Source organism: Enterococcus sp. DIV1937 (assembly GCF_050535975.1).
GTDB classification, from domain to species: domain Bacteria; phylum Bacillota; class Bacilli; order Lactobacillales; family Enterococcaceae; genus Enterococcus; species Enterococcus faecalis.
Window position 1 is genome coordinate 1,456,352 of the sequence record NZ_CP172909.1, and the last position, 21,844, is coordinate 1,478,195.

General features: G+C 36.6%; 23 protein-coding genes. 4 read left to right on the forward strand and 19 right to left on the reverse strand.

Annotation, left to right across the window (positions count from 1 at the left end):
- Positions 1 to 148: 148 nt before the first annotated feature.
- Positions 149 to 355 (forward strand): cold-shock protein, encoded by a 207-nt coding sequence (locus IGL13_RS07065; protein ID WP_002357404.1) that lies wholly within the window; start codon positions 149 to 151, stop codon positions 353 to 355.
- A 104-nt stretch (positions 356 to 459) separates the two neighbouring features.
- Here IGL13_RS07065 and IGL13_RS07070 read toward each other — a convergent pair whose 3' ends face one another.
- Positions 460 to 921: an EbsA family protein gene (locus IGL13_RS07070; RefSeq protein ID WP_002357403.1), complete on the reverse strand. Its 462-nt coding sequence runs from the start codon at positions 919 to 921 to the stop codon at positions 460 to 462.
- A 99-nt stretch (positions 922 to 1,020) separates the two neighbouring features.
- On the opposite strand from IGL13_RS07070, the gene IGL13_RS07075 reads away from it, so the two are divergent.
- A complete protein-coding gene (locus IGL13_RS07075; protein WP_002364051.1) occupies positions 1,021 to 1,428 on the forward strand; it encodes a ribonuclease HI family protein in 408 nt (135 codons plus the stop codon).
- 129 nt (positions 1,429 to 1,557) lie between these two features.
- Here the strand turns inward: IGL13_RS07075 and ybaK are convergent, their stop codons facing one another.
- From ybaK to tyrS, 10 genes are all read right to left on the reverse strand, one after another.
- Positions 1,558 to 2,073: a Cys-tRNA(Pro) deacylase gene (gene ybaK / locus IGL13_RS07080; RefSeq protein ID WP_002382387.1), complete on the reverse strand. Its 516-nt coding sequence runs from the start codon at positions 2,071 to 2,073 to the stop codon at positions 1,558 to 1,560.
- Positions 2,070 to 2,831 (reverse strand): type I 3-dehydroquinate dehydratase, encoded by a 762-nt coding sequence (aroD, locus tag IGL13_RS07085; RefSeq protein WP_002357400.1) that lies wholly within the window; start codon positions 2,829 to 2,831, stop codon positions 2,070 to 2,072. The genes ybaK and aroD overlap by 4 nt, the downstream gene beginning before the upstream one ends.
- A 155-nt stretch (positions 2,832 to 2,986) precedes the next feature.
- Positions 2,987 to 4,771, reverse strand: coding sequence for an ABC transporter ATP-binding protein (locus IGL13_RS07090; RefSeq protein WP_002374713.1), 1,785 nt, complete (start codon positions 4,769 to 4,771; stop codon positions 2,987 to 2,989).
- Positions 4,771 to 6,522 (reverse strand): ABC transporter ATP-binding protein, encoded by a 1,752-nt coding sequence (locus IGL13_RS07095; RefSeq protein ID WP_194180171.1) that lies wholly within the window; start codon positions 6,520 to 6,522, stop codon positions 4,771 to 4,773. Before IGL13_RS07095 ends, IGL13_RS07090 begins: the two co-directional genes overlap by 1 nt.
- A gap of 197 nt (positions 6,523 to 6,719) precedes the next feature.
- Entirely contained in the window at positions 6,720 to 6,938 is a 219-nt protein-coding gene (locus IGL13_RS07100) for a YneF family protein (RefSeq protein ID WP_002357397.1), read from the reverse strand.
- 193 nt (positions 6,939 to 7,131) lie between these two features.
- Positions 7,132 to 8,025 carry a deoxyribonuclease IV gene (locus IGL13_RS07105; protein WP_002361913.1) on the reverse strand — a complete coding sequence of 298 codons (894 nt, stop codon included), beginning with the start codon at positions 8,023 to 8,025 and terminating at the stop codon, positions 7,132 to 7,134.
- Positions 8,026 to 8,035: 10 nt separating this feature from the next.
- Positions 8,036 to 8,503, reverse strand: coding sequence for a DUF1801 domain-containing protein (locus IGL13_RS07110; RefSeq protein ID WP_002378382.1), 468 nt, complete (start codon positions 8,501 to 8,503; stop codon positions 8,036 to 8,038).
- Positions 8,503 to 9,165: a YdeI/OmpD-associated family protein gene (locus IGL13_RS07115; RefSeq protein WP_002369298.1), complete on the reverse strand. Its 663-nt coding sequence runs from the start codon at positions 9,163 to 9,165 to the stop codon at positions 8,503 to 8,505. The genes IGL13_RS07110 and IGL13_RS07115 overlap by 1 nt, the downstream gene beginning before the upstream one ends.
- Positions 9,162 to 9,341 (reverse strand): hypothetical protein, encoded by a 180-nt coding sequence (locus IGL13_RS07120; RefSeq protein WP_002365741.1) that lies wholly within the window; start codon positions 9,339 to 9,341, stop codon positions 9,162 to 9,164. The genes IGL13_RS07115 and IGL13_RS07120 overlap by 4 nt, the downstream gene beginning before the upstream one ends.
- 4 nt (positions 9,342 to 9,345) lie before the next feature.
- On the reverse strand, positions 9,346 to 10,608 hold the full coding sequence (gene tyrS / locus IGL13_RS07125; RefSeq protein WP_002357324.1) for a tyrosine--tRNA ligase: 1,263 nt from the start codon (positions 10,606 to 10,608) through the stop codon (positions 9,346 to 9,348).
- Positions 10,609 to 10,792: 184 nt separating this feature from the next.
- On the opposite strand from tyrS, the gene IGL13_RS07130 reads away from it, so the two are divergent.
- Positions 10,793 to 13,189 carry a transglycosylase domain-containing protein gene (locus IGL13_RS07130; protein ID WP_002394503.1) on the forward strand — a complete coding sequence of 799 codons (2,397 nt, stop codon included), beginning with the start codon at positions 10,793 to 10,795 and terminating at the stop codon, positions 13,187 to 13,189.
- A gap of 185 nt (positions 13,190 to 13,374) precedes the next feature.
- On the opposite strand, the gene IGL13_RS07135 is transcribed toward IGL13_RS07130, so the two are convergent.
- The 3 genes from IGL13_RS07135 to ccpA all read right to left on the reverse strand — a co-directional run bounded on the left by IGL13_RS07135 (position 13,375) and on the right by ccpA (position 16,351).
- The gene (locus IGL13_RS07135; protein ID WP_002378387.1) at positions 13,375 to 14,475 is read right to left on the reverse strand and encodes an ABC transporter permease; all 1,101 of its coding nucleotides are present in this window, start codon (positions 14,473 to 14,475) and stop codon (positions 13,375 to 13,377) included.
- On the reverse strand, positions 14,468 to 15,160 hold the full coding sequence (locus tag IGL13_RS07140; protein WP_002378389.1) for an ATP-binding cassette domain-containing protein: 693 nt from the start codon (positions 15,158 to 15,160) through the stop codon (positions 14,468 to 14,470). Before IGL13_RS07140 ends, IGL13_RS07135 begins: the two co-directional genes overlap by 8 nt.
- A 189-nt stretch (positions 15,161 to 15,349) precedes the next feature.
- On the reverse strand, positions 15,350 to 16,351 hold the full coding sequence (ccpA, locus tag IGL13_RS07145; RefSeq protein ID WP_002357319.1) for a catabolite control protein A: 1,002 nt from the start codon (positions 16,349 to 16,351) through the stop codon (positions 15,350 to 15,352).
- Between the two features lie 214 nt (positions 16,352 to 16,565).
- Here ccpA and IGL13_RS07150 point away from each other — a divergent pair, with 214 nt between their 5' ends.
- Positions 16,566 to 17,669, forward strand: a complete 1,104-nt coding sequence (locus IGL13_RS07150) for an aminopeptidase P family protein (protein ID WP_002361926.1) — start codon at positions 16,566 to 16,568, stop codon at positions 17,667 to 17,669.
- A 120-nt stretch (positions 17,670 to 17,789) separates the two neighbouring features.
- Here IGL13_RS07150 and IGL13_RS07155 read toward each other — a convergent pair whose 3' ends face one another.
- From IGL13_RS07155 to lgt, 5 genes are all read right to left on the reverse strand, one after another.
- Positions 17,790 to 18,377 (reverse strand): YtxH domain-containing protein, encoded by a 588-nt coding sequence (locus IGL13_RS07155; RefSeq protein ID WP_002381831.1) that lies wholly within the window; start codon positions 18,375 to 18,377, stop codon positions 17,790 to 17,792.
- Positions 18,378 to 18,392: 15 nt separating this feature from the next.
- Positions 18,393 to 18,824: a DUF948 domain-containing protein gene (locus tag IGL13_RS07160; protein WP_228076861.1), complete on the reverse strand. Its 432-nt coding sequence runs from the start codon at positions 18,822 to 18,824 to the stop codon at positions 18,393 to 18,395.
- Positions 18,825 to 19,001: 177 nt separating this feature from the next.
- The gene (gene galU, locus IGL13_RS07165) at positions 19,002 to 19,898 is read right to left on the reverse strand and encodes a UTP--glucose-1-phosphate uridylyltransferase GalU (RefSeq protein WP_002360159.1); all 897 of its coding nucleotides are present in this window, start codon (positions 19,896 to 19,898) and stop codon (positions 19,002 to 19,004) included.
- 11 nt (positions 19,899 to 19,909) lie between these two features.
- Positions 19,910 to 20,932 carry an NAD(P)H-dependent glycerol-3-phosphate dehydrogenase gene (locus IGL13_RS07170; protein WP_002357312.1) on the reverse strand — a complete coding sequence of 341 codons (1,023 nt, stop codon included), beginning with the start codon at positions 20,930 to 20,932 and terminating at the stop codon, positions 19,910 to 19,912.
- A 68-nt stretch (positions 20,933 to 21,000) separates the two neighbouring features.
- Entirely contained in the window at positions 21,001 to 21,834 is an 834-nt protein-coding gene (gene lgt, locus IGL13_RS07175) for a prolipoprotein diacylglyceryl transferase (protein WP_002381830.1), read from the reverse strand.
- Between the last annotated feature and the right edge of the window lie 10 nt (positions 21,835 to 21,844).

Here is a 21,844-nt window from a genome sequence, read left to right on the forward strand (position 1 = left end):
TTGTGACACATTGTTTCTTTTAAATTATAGCTTGTATTGAATAGAATGGCTAGAATAACCTTTTTTAAACAACCCAACCATTGACGTTTGGTAGCCTTTTCTCGTATAATGAAAGTGTCTTTACAAATCTAAAAGGAGCGTGAATTGGATGCAAAAAGGAATTGTCAAATGGTTCGATAACAGAAAAGGTTATGGTTTTATCGTTTACAACGAAGAAGATGAGATTTTTGTCCACTTCACTGCTATAGAAGGTGACGGATTCAAATCACTTGATGAGAATCAATCTGTAGAGTTCGAGATAATGGAAGGCAATCGTGGGCTACAAGCAGCACATGTCAAAAAAATAGATAACTAAAAAAGCTGAACCATCAACGCTTTGCTCCAAAAAGTAAGTAAACGTAGCGTTTGTTTCAGCTGATTCTTTTAAGATTTTGAGAGTGGGTCACCAGTCGTTTCGACTTATGACTCACTCTTGTTTTTTTCTTCTTTTTTATGAAGGCCCAAAGAATGATCTTCTGCTACCTTCAATTCAGGCTTTTTTACCTTAAGTGCCTCAAGAAATAACGGAATCGTTTTCTTTTTCATTAAAAAGACTTTTGAGCCTTCCTTAAATTCTGAGGAAAAAATTTCGATGCTTTTTTCATTGTAGGTTACTTTTTCTATCTGAGAAAGTGGAAGTGCTTTTTTGCGAAACCACAAAACATCTCTGACAATTAAAGATGTTTCTGTCATGTTAAAAGACCGCGCAATTCCTAGATAAGCAAACACAAAAAATGGAACCATCACCAGATTACTAATCAAGTAAGGACCATTATTTTCCAATGCTAAAATTAAACTAATAAATAATATACAAAATGTGCAAGACCAGTAAATAATTGTTGATGCTAATTCTGGCTGCCAATAAAATTTCTGTTTTTTCATAAAGTGCCCTCACTACTTCTGGATCAACGCCGCTAAATTTAATATGTTATAATAGTAACATACTTTTTTTAAGAACAAAAAGAAATTAGGAGTAATTTTATGTTAAGAATTTATGTAGATGCTGCAACAAAAGGCAATCCAGGTGAATCTGGCGGCGGTATCGTTTACCTCACCGACCAATCGCGGCAACAATTGCATGTGCCTTTAGGCATTGTTAGTAATCACGAAGCCGAATTTAAAGTGCTGATTGAAGCTTTAAAACAAGCGATTGCCAATGAAGACAATCAACAAACCGTTCTTCTCCACTCAGATAGTAAAATTGTTGTCCAAACAATTGAAAAAAACTATGCTAAAAACGAAAAGTACCAGCCTTATTTAGCAGAATATCAACAACTAGAAAAGAATTTTCCTTTGCTCTTAATCAAATGGCTACCTGAAAGTCAAAACAAAGCGGCCGATATGCTTGCACGGCAAGCATTACAAAAATTTTATTCCAATAAAAAGTAGCACTGTTTACTTAATGCTTTTCCTTTATTAATTTGATAATTAAACACGTGGAGCAAAAATTCCAAGTGATTTTTGCTCCACGTTTAAAAACAGATAAACGGTTCTGTCTCGACTTCTTCTTATAGCCACTTATTCTTTTGTCGTTATTTCCGCAAATTGTCCATTGGTTAGCGAAAGGATTGCTTCAGGAGCTAATTCAATTTGCATGCCACGTTTGCCTGCAGAAACAATAATTGCAGAATATTGTTGAGCTTCTTCAGCCAAATAGGTGGGAAATTGTTTTTTCATCCCAATTGGTGAACAGCCCCCACGAATATAGCCTGTGGTTGCTTCTAAATCTTTTAAGTGAAGCATTTCTACCTTTTTGTTGCCACTAGCTTTCGCTAATTTTTTCAAATCTAATTCTTGATTACCAGGAATGACAGCCACGACTGGACCTGTTTTATTACCTACTGTAACCAAGGTTTTAAAAATTCGTCCTTTTTCAATACCTAAACTTTCAGCGACACTTTCTGCACTTAAATGATCTTCGCTCCAAGCAAATTCATATTCTTTATATGGTACTTTATGTTGTTCTACCATGCGCATCGCATTCGTTTTTTGTTGTGTTTTTTTCTTTGCCACTTTTTTCACCTTCTGAATCACTTGTTTTGTTCGAATGTCTTTAAATAATTTCTTAATACTTGTACGGATAGTTGGCCTGGTGCAGACGCTTGCTGGGCTGAGCCAAAAGTTAGTGCCGATCCGAACAGTTGACCTGTTACGCGACTAATCATCCCTAACTGTCCCATTGACATAGTAACGATTGGAACGGATGCATAATGGGTGTACATTTCATTGGTTGCTGAAAGTAACGTAAGCACATCTGTCGCATCTTGTGGCATCACAGCTATTTTACAAATATCTGCCTGACGCATTTGCATTTGGCGTAACCGCGCGACAATCTCCTCTTGCGATGGTGTTTTCTGAAAGTCGTGATTACAGAGAACAATTTTAATCCCCGCCTTTTTAGCTTCGTGAATTAACGTATCTGCCGCCAGCGGATTCGCAAATAATTCAATATCTAATAAATCCAACGCACCCTTTTTCACTAATTCATGATACAAAGCAAAATAATTTTCCTCAGAAAAAGCCATTTCGCCGCCTTCTTTTTGTGTACGAAAAGTTAACAATAACGGTTTTTGCCCCAACCGTTCCATTACTTGTTGTGAAAGATTACATACATCGGAAAAATCAGCGACATTTTCATAATAGTCTAAACGCCATTCTACCAAATCACAATCTAGTGTTTGGCTCGCCGTTGCTTCGGCCAAAATATCCTCGGCTGTTGGAGCAACAATGGGCACCACAATTTTGGGATTCCCTTCACCTATTCGTACATTTTTGACTATAACTGGCTTCACAGTTCCACCTAACTTCCTCGTTTGTTTTTCTCTCTTCATATCATACCATTTCTATTCTTTTTTGCAATTTAAAGAGCTACAAAGACACCTAGAATTAGGAATTTCCTAACACTAAATGCCTTTGTTTGGGTTATTTAACTCTTTCTGTTGTTACGTTAAACTTCCGTACTTTGTAACTGATACATATCCGCATAAAGGCCACCTTCTGCCAGTAACGTTTCGTGCGTTCCTCGTTCTACAATCTGCCCTTTGTCTAAAACTAAAATCAAGTTTGCATCACGAATCGTCGAAAGGCGATGCGCAATCGCAATTGTCGTTCTCCCTTGACGCATTTTGGCTAATCCTTCTTGAATCAATCCTTCTGTTTCTGTATCAATATTAGCGGTTGCTTCATCTAAAACTAAAATTTTGGGATCAGTCACAATCGTTCGTGCAAACGAAATTAATTGACGTTGCCCGCTAGAATAACTCGCTCCTCGTTCAATGACTTTCGCATGATAGGTATTGGGTAACGTGTGAATAAATTTATCTGCCTGAACAAATTCCGCAGCCTGTTTAATTTGTTCATCTGTAATATTGGGATTCAGTAAACGGATATTTCCAGCAATATCTCCATAAAACATGAAAGCATCCTGTAATACCAAGCCCATCTTTTCCCGTAATTCTGTCATGGGAAAATCACGAATGTCTCGATCATCAATTAAAATCTGCCCTTCATAAAATTCATAGAAACGCATGAGTACATTAATAATTGAACTTTTACCACTTCCTGTATGACCGACTAAAGCGACGGTTTCCCCGGGATTTGCGACAAAGCTAATATTTTTCAATACTTCGTTTTTGCCGTCATAAGAAAAAGTAACATTGCGAAATTCAATTTTCCCGCGAATAATTTCCCCATTCGCACCTACTGATTGTTGCGGCGTTAATTCTTCCGTATCCATAATTTTTAAAATACGACTACCTGCGACAATCCCATCTGTAAAGATACTTAGGAAGTCCATCATTTGCGTCATCGGATTAAAAAAAGCTTGGACATACGTTACAAAAGCATAAATCATCCCCGCTTCTACAGGAGAATGTAAAGCATCGATGCCAAACATAGTTAAGGCCAATGCAATCGCTAACGTATACAACAAATTAATGATGGGACTTAATAATAACGAATTCATACGAATCATTGCTACTCGTGTTTTTAAATAATCATCATTGGTTTCCTCAAATTCTTTTTCCAAACGCTTTTCTTGGCGAAATTGTTGAATGATTTGCATACCAGAGATGTATTCATTTAGTTTGGTGTTTAATTGACTTAATTTTTCCCGCATACTGCGATATAATTTTGAACTAAATTTTTGGTAATACCAAATCACAACTAATAAAATCGGCAAGAAAATTAGACAATAAAATGAGATTTCTGGACTGAGTTGAAACATTGCAAAAAATGACGAGATTACGGCAAAAATTCCTGTAATCACCATTAGGAATACATACCAGAATTCAAACAATGTTTCTGTGTCATTTGTAACACGAGACACCGTCGAACCCGCTGGTGTTTGATCAAAATAACGCATACCTAAAGTGTGTAATTTTTCAAATAATTTCACTCGTATATATTGATACGTTTTTAAAGAAGCCATCGAATACAAATACCATTGGAAAAACCAAACAATACTTTTGACAATGACACCAAAGAAATAAATAGCAGCAAAAGTTAGAATCACTTGCATTGTAGCAGTTTTAGGCGTTAAATAATTATCCATAAAAACTTGAATGACTCTAGGCAAAAGAATATTGATAATTGATAAGCCAAATGCAAAGAGAATAGCTGTGTAAAACATGCGTCGAAACGGTTTGGCAAAACGAAACAAACGCTGAACAATCGTTAATTGTTCTTTCAGCGGTAACTCTCTGGACCATTCGGATTGATACTTTTCTTCCATTAACTCTCACTCCCTTCAATTTTCGCTTCTAATTGCTGTTTTTCCCACATCCGCTGATACCAACCCTTCTGAGCCAGTAACTCCTGATGCGTCCCCCGTTCAATAATTTTCCCTTCATCCAACACTAAGATTTCTTTTGCATACATGACACTACTTAAACGATGCGCTGTAATGATAGTGGTTTTTTCTTGGCGCGTTTCTTTTAGATTTGATAAAATCGCCTCTTCAGTCTTCGCATCGACTGCAGATAAGGCATCGTCTAAAATTAACAATTCTGGTTCAACAATCAAGGCCCGTGCAATAGAAATCCGTTGTTTTTGTCCTCCAGAAAGCGAAACGCCACGTTCCCCAACCATTGTGTCATAGCCTTCAGGGAATGCTTTAATTTCTTGGTTAATAAATGCTAATGCTGCCGCTTGTTCAACTGCTGCTTGTTCCAAGTCTGGTTTAGCAAAACGAATGTTATCTCGTACCGTCATGGAAAAGAGAAAATGGTCCTGTGGCACGTACCCCATTGCACCCATCAATGCATCTAATGTGTAATTTTTAATGTTATGTTTTCCAAAGGAAATCGTTCCTTGGTATTGGTCATATTCACGCATCAACAATTTCAAAATAGTGGTTTTACCAGCGCCTGTTTTGCCAACAATCCCCAAGGTTTCTCCTTCTTGCAACGAAAATTGGATATTTTCCAACGCCACCGTCTCTTCTTTTGGATAAGAAAAAGAATCAATCTTCATTGAAATTGTCCCTTGCGCCATTGTTTTGATGGCATCTTTTCGTTCGATAATATGCGTTTTTTCATGTAATAATTCGTTCACACGATCGTAACTAGCATTCCCACGTTCTAACACATTAAATAAGCGCCCAATCGCAAACATTGGCCAAACTAGCATCCCAATATAGGCAATGAAAGAGACCAACTGACCTAAACTAATCGTTCCTTTCATGATGAAACGACCACCAATAATAATTGTCAAAACATAAGAAACACCAATAATCAGCGTAATAAACGGATCAAATAGTGCATCTAAAAAGTTCGTTCGTTTATTTTTGACGATAGCATCATCAATTTTCTCTGTAAAATCAGCAAGATCTTCTTTTTCTTGCCCAAATGTTTTAATGACTTTAATTCCAGTAATACTTTCTTGTGTTTTATCATTAATCGCTGAAAAAGCAGCTTGTGAATCTCGAAAGGCATCATGCAACTTAGAACCTAGAACTCGTGAAGTGACGGCTAATAAAGGCAGCGGTAATAAAGCAATTAATGTTAAGCGCCAATCGACAAATAGAACCATTGCGATAATCGTTGTTCCTCCCGTAATCACAGAGTCGGCAAACGTTAAAATCCCAGCTCCAGCCACATTTTGGATGGCATTTAAATCATTGGTTGCATGCGCCATCAAGTCACCTGTCCGATATTTCTGATAAAAGATGCTATCCATTTTTGTGAAATGATGAAATAATTGAGTCCGTAGCTCTTTTTCCAAACGAGCCGCACTCCCCCAAATATGCATCCGCCAAATATAGCGAAAAAGATATTGGGCAAGCCCAGCACCAATCAAGAGTGCAACCCACACGATAATTTTCGTTAAGCGAATTTCTTTGTTAACGATTTCATCTACAACGACGCCAATAACTTTGGGCGGGACTAATTGAACAAGAGCGACCATCATTAATGAGAAAACCCCAATAATATAACTTTTTTTCTCTTGCTTAAAAAACCAGCCTAATTTTTTGAATATGGACATTCAGTTGTCCCTCCTTTTACTTTGTTGTTCTACGAAGACTACTTTCGAGCTAGAAGGTTTCTTCGTTATTGTTGTTTTTGATTAAACGTTTCGCTCTTTTCCTCCTAGATTATCCTATTCTCCCGCAAAACAACAAAAAAACGGACTGAAAATCAGCCCGTTTTTACACTTATTCATGATTACCTGAATAACCTTTACTATTTTCCTTGGTTTTTCATTTGTTGCATCATTTGTCTAACCTTTTTCTCTGACGGTTTTTGACCCATTGATGCCATCATCATGCGTAACATATCCTCATTAACGGGAGGATTTTTTTTGAAATAATCTTGCATATATTTGCGTGCAAGGAAAAAGCCCCCTGCAGCGCCTACTAATAAAGCGATTACTGCGATTAATACTACCCAACCTGTTGCCATTGAAACTCTCTCCTCTCCGTATAGTTTTGCTCTCAATGAATTATTTTACTAGAAATAGCAAAAAAAGAAAAGTTCTTTTTGCGGGATTTCTCTTAAATAATGAAAAAAGTCTGATTTTTTTGCAAAATAGTGATTAAAAGTCAAAAATATACGCTCTTAAATGTCAATAGGACCTTTAAGAGCGATTGTTGCTTCAGTTTTGTCCTTGAATTTTTTCTAATAATTCTGGATCAAATGTTTGATTTTTTAACATCGCAATTTCAAAGCCGTAAGGGGCCTTTTTATTTTTTTTGTCTTCTCCGACATAAGGTGTTTCTAAAATTTTTGGTAAAGCAGCTAATTTTTCATGGTGAACCACACCGTTTAAAGCTTCAAAACCAATAGTGCCAAAGCCAATATTGGCATGACGATCTTTATGTGAGCCCATAGGATTTTTAGAATCATTCACATGAATAACTTTTAAACGATCCAATCCGATAATTTTATCAAATTCAACTAATACGCCATCAAAATCATCTTTTACATTATACCCTGCATCATTAATGTGGCAAGTATCCAGAGTGACAGAAAGCTTATCATTTAGCGTAACTCCGTCAATAATCGCAGCTAGTTCGTCAAACGTACGGCCGATTTCGGTTCCTTTACCAGCCATTGTTTCTAAAGCGATTTGAGGGATTTGCTCTTTCCACAAGACTTCGTTTAGACCTTTAACAATTTGTTTAATGCCGGCTTCTGGACCTGCACCAACATGCGCACCTGGATGTAACGTGATTTGCGTTGCTCCCAACGCTTGTGCTCGCTCAATTTCTTGACGCAAAAAGTCTACGGCAAAACCGAAATTTTCCGTTTTAATTGTATTACCTAAATTAATAATATACGGGGCATGAACGACGATATTACTTAAATTGTGTTCCTTCATAAAAGCTTGCCCAGCTTCAATATTCATTTCTTCAATCGGTTTCCGACGCGTGTTTTGTGGCGCACCTGTATAAATCATAAAGGTTGTTGAGCCATAACTAGCCGCTTCCTCGGCAGAGCCTAATAGCATTTTCTTGCCACTCATACTAACGTGTGATCCTAATAACATGTGGTTCCTCCTAATAATTCTTCTTTTTCTTTTGGTAGTGTTGATACTGTTGCAGCCATTCTTCAAGCGTGATTTTTGTTACTAATTCGCCAATTAGTTCATAGGGTATTCGCTTAGGATTAGTGAAGCGAAGACAACTTTTCCCCATGTTTAGCTTTGTTGACACTTGTTCCTGATAGGCTTCTTGAAACCAACTTCGGACGGCTTCATTTCCCATTAATCCCATGTGATATAAAGCTACTTGCCTTTTAGTAGCGCCTAAGCTGATAAATGGTAACGGTTCATCACCACGGTTAAGATAGCCTTCTGGAAATACTGAAAGCGGCACAACAAAGGTTGGCATGCCATATTGCATCGTTAATTCAAATCCTGCTGGCAAATTTTGCGAAACGACGTCTAATACTTGCTGATAAGCAATTCGCCATTTTGGTTCAACTGTTTCGATGTATGCTGTAACTGTTTCAATTGACTGCGCCATTATTTCTTCCTTTGCTGATAAAGAGCTTTGGTTTTATAGCCTTCTTTTAAAATGACTAACATTTCAGTTTGCCGCTTTTTCCGTGTCTCCGCTCGCTTTGCACTAAATACATACCGCGCCCACTCTTTTTGATAACCAGGCGTTAATGCAGCGAATGTCGCTGCAGCAGCTGGTTCTGTTTGTACCAACGCTTCAATTTCCGGTAAATATTGAACATAATCCCCAACAGCAGAACTGGTCTGATTCTTCGCTAGCTTTTTAAGAACATTCTTCATGCCGACAACCGTAAAAGTCTCATCTAAACTAACCATGCGATTAAATTTTAAGGTTGAGCCTTTAATATACCCATCTGCCTCGTTTACTTGTAATGTTGGAAAAATTTCATCTCGGTGGACAAAGGTTGGATACATTTTATTGCCTTTTTTCGGATAAGCCACATATAACAACCCATTTTCTACTAAATGTTGACCTTCAATCACCATTGAAACAATCTCTTGAAATTCCGCCATTGTTTTCACAAATGCAAAAATCAGCTCAACTGGTTCTGAGGGTAATTGCTGCGCGGCTGAAGCAAATTCAGATAGATACTCTCCCTGTGGTCTATTTAAAATAACTAGTTGCTGATACTTCGTTAAGTTTAACTTTTCGACAATTGATTTCATAACCTACTCCTTATAGCGACTGCACTTTTTATTCTAGCATAGCACAAGTTATCTGTAATTGAATATGCCCAATAGTAAAAAAGAGTTTTTTGTAACAGAATTAATCCCAATTTATCTTTTTTAAAAGCGAAAGCTTGGAACCTGTTGTCTAAACGACCTTCGTCCCAAGCTTTCATTTTTTTAGTATTTTAACAAGAAATATTTTTTCTTACCGCGACGAATCACAGTAAATTGTCCTTCGATTTTATCAGTTTCTGTCAATTCAGCTGCTAAATCTTGTCTACGTTCTCCATTGACGTAAATCGCTCCATTTTGAACATCTTCACGGGCTTGACGTTTGGATGGTTCTATTTTTGAGGTAACTAATAAGTCGACTAAACTTAATTGATCCTCTGGTTGCACCTCATACGTCGGTACATCTTTAAAGCCTTGTTTAATTTCTTCTGCTGTTAAGCTTTGGATATCCCCGCTGAATAAAGCTTCTGAAATTTTAACCGCTTGATGATAGGCTGCTTCACCGTGGACTAAAGTAGTCACTTCTTTGGCTAACGCTTTTTGCGCAGCACGTTGACCTGGGTTCGCTGTAAATTCTTCTTCAATTGTTGCAATTTCATCCAATGTTAAGAAAGTAAAGTATTTCAAGAATTTCACGACATCACGATCATCTGTGTTAATCCAGAATTGATAAAATTCATATGGCGAAGTTTTTTCCGCATCTAGCCAAACTGCGTTTCCTTCTGTTTTACCAAATTTGGTACCATCTGCTTTTGTAATTAAAGGCATAGTTAAGCCGAATCCTTGAACTTCTTGTTCTCGGCGTAATAATTCAATCCCTGAAGTAATGTTTCCCCATTGATCACTGCCGCCTAATTGCAATAAACAACCTTCTGTTTCGTACAATTTCAAGAAATCATACGCTTGTAATAATTGATACGCAAATTCAGTATAAGAAATTCCTGTTTCGATTCGGCGTTTCACGCTTTCTTTACTCATCATATAGTTAATTGTAAAGTTTTTTCCAACATCACGTAAGAAATCAATTAATGAAAGCTCTCCAAGCCAATCATAGTTATTTGCTAGAATCGCTGGATTTTTTTCATCTTCAAAATCGATAAAACGTGACAACTGGCCCTTAATACTTTCAGACCAAGCTTTCACTGTATCAAGTGTGTTTAAACTACGCTCTGCATCTTTGAATGATGGATCACCAATCATGCCTGTTCCGCCACCAACTAAAGCAATGGGCACATGACCATTTTGTTGGAAACGACGTAACATAAGAATTGGCAGTAGATGCCCGATGTGTAAACTGTCTGCCGTTGGATCAAAGCCGATATATAATTTAACAGATTCTTCATTTAATTGTTTTTGTAAGGCTTCTTCATCTGTGACTTGGTAGACCAACCCACGGGCTTTTAATTCTTCAAAAAAAGCTGAATTCATGATTTTCCTCCTATAGTAAAACATAATAATAGATCAAATTCCCCTATTCATAGTAACCGATTCTGTCACACTTGAAAAGTCAAAAAATGAGATTTCCCTATTTTCTCTTAAGTTTTTTCAACAAAAAATGGCAATTGGTGTAGAAACTATTCATAGAAGCTTTTTTTTGCTATAATAACACAGAATGTATCATTTTATTGAGGTGAAGCTTTTGAAAAATAATTCAAGTAACAATAAGCAAAAACCAACGACCTCTTCTGGCGGCAATGTCTTTTTACTTATTTTAAATGTCATTATTCGCGTTTTTCAGTCATTAGTGGTTTTTGGGGTTATTCTGATTGTCTTAGGTGGCTCTCTTGGCTTAGGTATTGGAATGGGCTATTTTGCTTTTCTAGTTGAAGATACACAGCCCCCAACGAAGGAAGAATTGCAAAAAGAAATCAGTGATATTACCGAAGTGTCAAAAATGACTTACGCAGATGGTACTCCGATTGCTAACATCAAATCAGATTTAATTCGGACACGAATTAATGGCGATCAAATGTCTCCATTGCTAAAAAAAGCCATTATTTCAACAGAGGATGAATATTTTGAAGAACATCATGGGGTGGTACCAAAAGCGCTAGTTCGAGCGTTGATTTCTGATGCGACAGGTATCGGCGGTTCTTCTGGTGGTTCAACATTGACTCAGCAATTGGTCAAGCAACAGATTTTAACTGATGAAACGACCTTTAAACGGAAAGCCAACGAAATTTTATTAGCTTTACGTATTGAAAAATACTTTTCTAAGGACGAAATCGTGACAACTTATCTAAATGTCTCCCCTTTTGGTCGTAATAACAAAGGTGAAAATATTGCAGGCGTGGAAGAAGCAGCCAAAGGACTCTTTGGTAAAAGTGCCAAGGACTTGAATCTTCCTCAAGCGGCCTTTATCGCAGGACTTCCCCAAAGTCCCATTGTTTACACGCCCTATACTAACACTGGTGCCTTGAAAGACGATTTGTCTTTAGGAATGAAGAGAAAAGATTTTGTTCTTTTCAGTATGTACCGAGAAAAAGCTATTTCACAAAAGGAATATGAAGAAGCCAAAGCTTACGACTTGAAAAAAGACTTTTTACCAACAGAGCAGGCCAATGTCAATACAGAAGGCTATCTATACTACACGGTGTTAGATAAAGCAGTTGAGATTGTCATGGATTTAGATATGAAAAAAGCTAAAGTTAATCGTGATGATTTAGATCAAGTTGGTTTAGATCAATATGAAGAACAAGCACGTCGCGAAATCCAGTCGCAAGGCTATACAATCCAATCGACCATTGATCAGAACATTTATAACACGATGCAAACCGCTGTCGCAAATTATGGTTATTTGCTTGATGATGGAACTGCAGATGTCAATGGGAATACAATGATTGAAACTGGCAATATTTTAATGGATAACGCTACTGGTCGTATCCTCGGTTTTATCGGCGGCAGAAACTTCGATATTAATCAAAACAACCATGCCTTTAATGCCGATCGTCAAGTTGGTTCTACGATTAAACCAATTTCTGTCTATGGTCCTGCGATTGATCAAGGACTCATTGGTTCTGAAAGTCGTCTGGCCAACTACCCAACGACTTATGCTGATGGTCGTGAATTTGTGAACTCAACAACTGTGGATTTAAATCAATTCGTGACTGTTCGGAATGCCTTGAATTGGTCTTTCAATATACCTGTCGTTCATGTTAATAATGAGCTAAGGAAAAAAATGGGTGATGATAATTTTTCTTATAATCACTACTTAAGCAAAATGAACTATCCAGCTTCAGATGCTTGGGCTTACGAATCTGCACCTTTGGGTCCAGTAGAAACAAATGTTGTAACTCAAACAAACGGTTTCCAAGCACTTGCTAACAAAGGCAAATATCAAAAAGCCTACATGATTGAAAAAATTACAGACAATAGCGGACATGTGGTCTACGAACACAAAGATGAAGGAACGCAAGTTTATTCACCGGCGACCGCTTCTATTATGAATGACTTGTTGCGTTCAGTGGTGGATTCTGCGAATACGACAAAATTCAAACCAACGTTAGCTGGCTTGAATCCTCATTTAGCCAGTGCTGATTGGGTCGGAAAAACTGGGACAACTGATGAGTTTAAAGATTCATGGCTGATTGTCTCTACTCCAACTGTGACACTAAGTTCTTGGACGGGACATGATCTACCAGCGCCAATGACGACGACCAGCGGCGACAATAACGGGAATTATATGGCGAACTTAGCTAATGCGCTGTACTATGCGAATCCAGAATTGTTTGGCATTGGTCAAAAATTTGAATTAGATCCAAGCGTTATTAAATCAAAAGTTTCTGAATTTACTGGTGAAAAGCCTGGCTCAATTACCTATAATGGTGCCAAGTTCAACACACCTGGCAAAACAACGACTTCATACTATGCCAAAGATGGTGCACCACAAAGTACCTATAAATTTGGGATCGGTGGAACAGACAGCAATTACGCTTCTTACTGGGGAAATCTTGCTCCACGTGCCACTACAAATAATAACAACAACAATAACAATAAAAAGAACAACTAAAGAATTTGGTAAGTTAAGCTTGCAACCAAAATTATGTAAAAAAGTAGAGACGTAATTCATCAATTGATGGATTACGTCTCTACTTTTATTGTTTCTCTTATTCTTTACCATCGATACTAGCTCGAGCTATTCAAAAATAGCTCCTACATTTAATGAAATAATATGCAGCAATCAACCTATTTTAACTAAAATAATCCCTTTCTGTTTCTCAAAACAATAGCAGATACTATTAAACTTATTAATACATAGACAACTATCATCTTTAAAGAAAAATCAAATGTGAGACCTATCTCATCCATCGGCTCATACCCATTTCCTCCATTAATAATTTTGGGAAAATTCATATAAGATGTAAAGAAAAATTTATTGGAAATCAGGCTAACTCCTGAAGATAATACCACACCAACAATTAGCAAGCTATGAACAATCAAATTTCCAGTAAACAGCGAAAGCAAGAAACTGAATACTGTCAATGCTAATAACAGCATACCAAACATAATTAGGCTTCTCGACAAATAGTTAGAAAGAGAAATGATTGTAACACTTTGTCCCTTTTCAATAATCGCGACTGGATAATCAGGGTTTCCCAGACCATTTTTGAAAAATGCACTGATTACAGAAAGAAAGATTGACAGATAAGAAACCAATCCGACTGTAAACAAAATACTACTTATTTTAATAGAATATTTTTTCCATAGTTTTAAGGGAAGGCCATTCCATAAAGAAACAGTATTTTTTCTTTTTTCTAAAGTTGCGAGCGCTATAATCATTAAACTAGGGATAATTAATAATAATGTATACGGAAAATCCATCGATAAAAGAAAACCTAGGTAATTCAAAGCAGGCATTTTAGCAACTTCAGAAGAATCAACTTGTTTGATCCTGTTTTCAGATAAATATTGCAATTCTTTGACTCTTTTTTGTTGCTCAATAATTGGTATACTGTACAACGTTCCTTTTAACATTGCGTTTAAATTACTTTCTTCCAATTTTTTCTCAGCTTCTAATAAAGCCCATTCATCACCAATTTTGATGGCATTAATTGCTTTCCTTAATTGCTCACTTTCATCTTCTATCTCATTTAAAGTTTCTTTTGCTGCAGGTTCATTTTTCATTTTTTCTTTCGCTTGTTCGTTATTTTTGATTCGGTTTTCATATTGCATTTCTTTAAAAGAAAGTTGTTGGGGTTGAGCTAGCAGCGGATAAATTAACATTAAAATAAAGGCTACAAACACAAACCACAGACTCTTCTCTTTCAATATTTTTATCGTTTCTATCTTAAGCATTTCTTTCTTCTCCTCTTAAATATAAGTTATCATATTGTTCACGTAAAGAAAGGTTACGTTGATCATTCTCAACCAGCTTTTTATTTTTCATAAATAAAATACGTGTACATGTGTGTTCAACATTATACAAATCATGAGAAGATAAAATAACTATTTTATCTTTGGAAACTATTTCTTTTAAGCACATTATGAATAAACTAACACTAGTAGGATCCAAGCCATTAAAAGGTTCGTCTAACAAAAGTATTGTTGCATCACTTGCTAGGTACATCGCTAATAATACATGTTGTTTCATTCCGAGAGATAATTTTTTTATTATTCTATTTTGATATTCTTTCATCTTTAATTGTTCAAAAATATGCTCTATATCGCTATTACTTTTCCAAGCGGCTTTAATATATTCAAGATGTTCTTTCGGCGTCAAATAATCATATAAATTTTTACTACTTTCAAGAAAAAATAGTTCTTTTAAATACGTTGCACCTCTACTATTGTAATCAATCTTATTTAAACTAATATTTCCATTTTTTTTAGGGATTAAACCAGATATAGCATTAAAGAACGTGGTTTTTCCAGTTCCATTAGGAGCAACTAAGCCAATTATTTCACCAAATTCAGCTTCCATAGATAAATTTTCTATAATTGTTCTATTACCATACTCGACAGTTAATTCTTTTACCTTCATAGAAACACCTCTTTTTTTAATCTAAAGATACCATAAGCAATGCTTTACCGACCGATTTTCTAATCAACTTAATCTTATTTTAATTTTCAATCTTACTGTGTATTAATAGCAGAATGCAAAAAAGTACAAGAAGAAATCATTTTCATGATTTCTTCTTGTACTTTTTTGCATTTCTAGTAGAATTTTCTCTTATTTTGTTGAACCTTTTTGATCAATTCCATAAGGTAAAACAACTGTTTTTTCTTCAATTTCTTCTTTGTTCATTAGTTTTGTTAATAAGCGCATTGACACGGCACCGATATCATATAAAGGTTGTGTAATACTTGATAGACGTGGACGAGAGACTTCTGTAAGCAATGAGTTATTGCTTGTAATGATTTCAAATTCTTCTGGAACTTTCACACCAGCATCTAGCATCCCATCTAATAAACCAATCGCTAGCTCATCGTCTGTAACAAAGGCAGCTGTTGCTCCACTGTTACGGACACGCTCAGCCAAATTAATACCTGCTTTAAATTTATATTCAGATTCAAAAACTAAGCCTTCATTATAAGACAAGCCATTTTCCGCTAAAGCTTCTTTGTAGCCTTTCATCCGGTTTTGACCATTAATTGGATCGATTAATGCACCACTAACAAAAGCAATTTTTTTGTTCCCATTTTTCGCTAAAGTCGCTGTTGCATCTTTCGTTGCTTCTGTGTAATCAATATTAACGCTACCGACTTGTTCATCTGGATCAATTGAACCTGCTAAGACAACAGGCGTTTTTGAACGTGAAAATTCACCACGAATATCATCTGTAATGCGATGACCCATAAAGATAATCCCATCTACTTGCTTGGCAAGTAAATTGTTTAATACAGTAACTTCTTTTTGATCGTCTCCATCTGAATTAGCTAAAATGATATTGTATTTATACATTGTAGCCACGTCGTCAATGCCACGTGCTAATGAAGCAAAAAATGCATTACTAACATCTGGAATAATGACACCCACTGTTGTCGTTTTTTTACTTGCTAAACCACGTGCGACTGCGTTAGGACGGTAATCTAAGCGATCAATCACTTCTAAGACTTTTTTACGCGTTGCTGGTTTTACATTGGGATTACCATTGACAACACGAGAAACAGTAGCCATAGATACATTTGCCTCTCTAGCAACATCATAAATTGTAATTGTTTGTTTTTCCATGTTTCTTCTCCTATAAATATGAATTTGTTCTCATTTTCTGAAAACACTGTTTACATTTCTATCCTAGCCTAGAATATCAAAATTCTTCTATTTTTGCAACCGTTTTATCGTTTTTTCATGAAAATTTACTTTCCATTTCAAAAGGAACTTTTTGTCATTTCATGTTATGATAGTACTGTGATTCACTTCAGAATAAAAGAAAGAAGGATGTTTTATGAATCAAGAAAAAATTGCCGATTTAAAAAATTGGATGCACCAAGAAAAGATTGACTTCACTTATATTAGTGATCCTGGTCATATCGCTTACTTTTCCGGTTACGAAAGCGAACCTCATGAACGCGTGTTAGCTTTGTTTATCGCTGCGGACGACCAATCATTTTTATTTACACCTGCATTGGAAGTCGAAGATGCCGAAAAGAGTAGTTGGACTTATCCCGTTTATGGTTATTTAGATAGCGAAAATCCTTGGGAAAAAATTGCGGCTTTATTAAATAAACGAACACAAGGCACACCACGCTTTGCTTTAGAAAAACAAGCTCTTTCTTTAGCTCGTTTCGATCAATTGAAAACCTATTTCCCAGCTAGCGATTTTTCGCATGATGTTACGCCTTTAATTGAAAAACTTCAATTAATTAAAACAGAACCTGAAATTCAACGTTTACTAGAAGCTGGTAGTTGGGCTGATGTCGCTTTTGAGATTGGCTTCAAAGCAATTCAAGCAGGCGTTGCGGAACAAGAAATTGTTGCAGAAATCGAGTATCAATTAAAACGTCAAGGTATTCGCTCAATGAGTTTTGATACGTTAGTCTTAACAGGAAAAAACGGAGCTAGTCCTCACGGGGTACCTGGCGAAACAAAAATTGAGCCCCATGACTTAGTGTTATTTGATTTAGGTGTCGTTCATAATGGCTATTGTAGTGATGCCACACGAACAGTCAGCTACTTGGAACCTTCTGATTTCCAAAAAGAAATTTATGGAATTGTCTTAGAAGCACAATTAGCAGCAACTGAAGCGGTGAAACCTGGTGTTACAGCAGGCGAATTAGATGATATTGCCCGAGGTGTAATTACAAAAGCTGGTTATGGTGAATACTTTAACCATCGCTTAGGCCATGGCATTGGAACCACTGTCCATGAATACCCATCGCTAGTTCATGGCAATGATTTAGTCATTGAAGAAGGTATGTGTTTCTCTATTGAGCCCGGTATTTACATTCCTGGAAAAGTAGGCGTTCGTATTGAAGATTGTTTACACGTAACGAAAACAGGCTCCGAACCATTCACTAAGACAACCAAAGAATTGCAAATTATTCAATAGCATAAAAATAAAATGAGGCCATCAGTCAACCGGACTGATGGCCTCATTTCTAAATTTTAAGGTAAGCCGCTGAACAAAAGCAACACGATCCGTTGCTAACTTTCATAAGCTAAACGCTTGTTACCCTTTAAATTCTTTTTTTACGTCTTTCGCTGCATCTTTAACATCTTCTTTTGCTTCTGCAGCTTTTTCAGGAACATCTTTGGTGGTTTCTTTTGCTTCATCGACACCAGCAGAAACAGTTTCTTTGGCCGCTGCCGCAGAATCTTTAACGTCAATATAGATATCTTCTGCTGCATCTTCGGCAATTTCACCTAAATCTTCTGCGTGATCTTGAGCATCGTCAGCTGCTTTTTTAAATTGATCAGATAAATCACCTGTTTGTTTTTTAAAGTTATCAAGCATGTCGCCAGAAACACCTTGTGCTTTATCCAATGAATCTTTTGTTTTTTCTTTGACAGAACCTGCCAAATCAGAGGCTTGATCTGATAAAACGCCGGCTTTTTGTTTTGCGATTTCTGTTAATTCTGTTCCTTTTTGAACAGCATAATCTGTGTAATCTTGCGCTTTGTTTTTTAAATCATCTGTTTGATTTGATAAATCATCACGTAATTCTTTACCTGATTTTGGTGCAAGTAATAATGCGGCAACGGCTGCTGCTGTTCCACCAATTACTGCTCCTAAGAAAAATCCGCCTTTTTTAGCCATAAAAATCTCCTCCAATTAGTTATTTGTTTTTTTATTTTTTGAACGCATTGCTCTAAAAGCAGAACCGCCTACTTTACTCACTAAACCAGCTTTCGCTGTGCCTTTCCCTACGGTTCCTACCTTTGTAATCAAATGTTTACTTGAGGTGTTCAATTCAGAGACACTTTCGCTTAAATCAGCAACGGCCATAAACAACGGATCAATCGTTGCCACTTTTTGATTCACATCTGTCAATAGTTCATTACTTTTAACAAGCAAGCCTTCCACTTGGCGACTCAATACATTCACATCGCTAGTCACGACTTTGATTGTTGTATTTGTTTCATCAATTGTATCTTCAATTTTTGAAACAACTTGAGAGACTTTATATAACACAAGTACTAAAAAGATGACTAAAACAACAAATGCTACCGCTGCAATTAAGGCAGCAATTTCCCCACCTGACATATCATTACTCCCCTCTGAAATTTTATTTATAATCTTAGGATAACACCAACTTATATTTTTCACAACTCATAAAGCTAAGAATGACAATTTATTTTATAAAATTCTCATGCCCTTTTCTTTAAGAAAATAAGCGTAAAATTTCCTTCTAACGAATTGAAATTTTACGCTTATTTTTATTTATTTTTCTTTTGGTTGCTCTTTTTTCGCTAATTGAGCACCTAAATTAATAATGTATTCTCGCAAATTATCTTTTACTTCTGGATGAGTCAAACCATATTCAATGCTTGTTTTCATAAACCCAAATTTATCGCCAACGTCGTAACGTTCTCCTTTAAACTCACGAGCAAAAACGCGTTGTGTTTTATTTAAAGTGTCAATCGCATCTGTTAACTGAATTTCGTTACCAGCGCCTGGTTTTTGATTTTCAAGTACATCAAAAATTTCAGGGGTTAATAAATAACGGCCGATAATCGCTAAATCACTTGGTGCTTCCTCGGGTTTTGGTTTTTCAACAAAATTCTCGACATTGTATAGTCCTTTTTCGATTTCTTTTTCTGGATTGATAATACCATATTTTGAAGTATCTTCATGGGGTACTTTCATTACCGCAATTGTCGAAGCATGTGTTTCTTCGTAATCATCCATTAATTGTTTCGTTAATGGCACTTTATCTTCCATTAAATCGTCGCCTAACATCACGACAAAAGGTTCATTGCCAACAAATGCTTTCGCTTGTAAAACAGCGTGTCCTAAGCCTTTCGGATGGGATTGACGAATAAAATGTAAATTAACATCCGTTGTTTCTTCGACTAATTTCAATAAATCGGTTTTATTTTTTTCTTTTAAATTATTTTCTAATTCAACATTTGAATCGAAATGATCTTCAATCGGACGTTTGGCTTTGCCTGTCACAATTAAAATATCTTCGATTCCTGAAGCCAGTGCTTCTTCTACGATAAATTGAATCGTTGGTTTATCAACAATCGGTAACATTTCTTTTGCCATCGCTTTGGTAGCCGGCAAGAAACGTGTTCCTAACCCAGCTGCTGGAATAACTGCCTTTTTAACTTTCATCTTTTTTCCTCCTAAAAATCAAGTGTAAATTCGTTTTCGGTTTTGCCATCGCGCAACATGATTTCTTTTGCTGCTTGTTGTACATCTTCGTCATTGTACAAGACATTGTAGATTGTTTCTGTGATTGGCATTTCGACTTCTAGTTGTTGTGCCAATTCATAGGCTGCTTTAGTTGTTGAAACACCTTCCACAATCATACCCATGTTTTCTAAGACTTCATCTAACTTATGGCCTTTTCCTAATAAATTACCCGCACGCCAATTTCGAGAATGGACACTTGTACAAGTAACAATTAAATCCCCAACACCACTTAAACCAATAAATGTTAATGGGTTTGCTCCCATCGCAACCCCTAAACGACTAATTTCTGCTAAACCACGAGTCATAATTGCCGCTTTGGCATTATCACCAAAGCCTAAGCCATGAATCGCTCCGGCGCCCAAAGCAATAATATTTTTTAAGGCCGCCCCTGTTTCTACACCAATCACATCATCGTTCGTATAAATTCTAAAGTAATCATTCATAAACAACTCTTGCACATACACAGCGTCTGCTAAATTTTCGCTTGCTGCTGTAATGGTTGTGATGTCATGAACAGCGACTTCTTCTGCATGGCTTGGACCAGATAAAACCACAATCCCTTGCCGTTTTTCTGCTGGAATCTCTTCCGCTATCACTTCTGAAATCCGCTTATGTGTACCTTGTTCGAGCCCTTTACTTGCATGAATAATAATTGGTTTTGTTTTTAAATGTTGGGCCACTTCTTGTGCTACTGAACGAATGGCTTTAGTTGGTACCACAAACAGTACCGCATCCACATCTACTAAAGCAGTGGCTAAATCAGTGGTTGCCTGAATTGAAGTAGGTAAGATTAATTCTGGTAAATAATGTTTGTTGGTATGTTTTGTATTTATTTCATCGATTTGCTCTGGTTTATTTCCCCAAATACAGACCTCGTGTCCATTTTCGGCTAATACTTGAGCTAAAGCTGTCCCCCAGGAACCTGGACCTAAAACAGCGACTTTTTGTTTCATCGGTGAAACTCTCCTTTCGCTAAACAACGTTACTTCTTTAGTTTACCATATTCTTCAATCAAGTTGGATTAAGAAGTTGTTATTTTTTTCTTTTGTTTCTCCCGATTGTAAAATTTCAAATTGGGATTTCTTCTACGAACGATCACAATAACAATTGCTGCTACGAACATCACTAAAGACAACAATTGTGAGACACGAATGTTACTAAACGCATACAAACTGTCCATCCGTAAGCCTTCGATGAAGAAACGGCCGAAAGAATACCATATTATATAACCTAAAAAGACTTCGCCTTCTTTTAAAAAGTGTGGCTTTTTGCGTAATAACACTAAAACGATAAAGCCTAAAACATTCCAGACAGATTCATATAAAAATGTTGGTTGATGATACGTTCCGTTGATATTCATGTTATCAATGATAAACGTTGGTAAATGGAGATTTTCTAAAAATTGTCTGGTGGTCGCTGGCCCATAGGCTTCATGATTCATAAAGTTGCCCCAGCGACCAATTGCTTGCGCTAAAATCACACTTGGTGCAGCAATATCTAAAAAAGTCCATGTAGAAATGAAACGATGACGCGTAAAGAAAAACAGCGCCAGTCCCCCACCAATAAGACCACCATAAATCGCTAAGCCACCATTTCGAGTAAAGAAAATTTCAATCGGATTGTCTACATAGTCTTGCCATTGAAAAGCGACGTAATACAAGCGCGCGCCAACAATTGCTGCAGGTAATCCCCAGAGCATAAAGTCAAAGACATCATCTTCTTTTAAACCAACACGAACGGCTTCACGACTACTTAGCCAAACAGCTAAAGCAATCCCTGAAACAATAATAATTGCATACCAATAGACGGGAATACCGAAAAGGCGAAATGCAATTGAATTTACTTGAGCTAACATCATCACATCT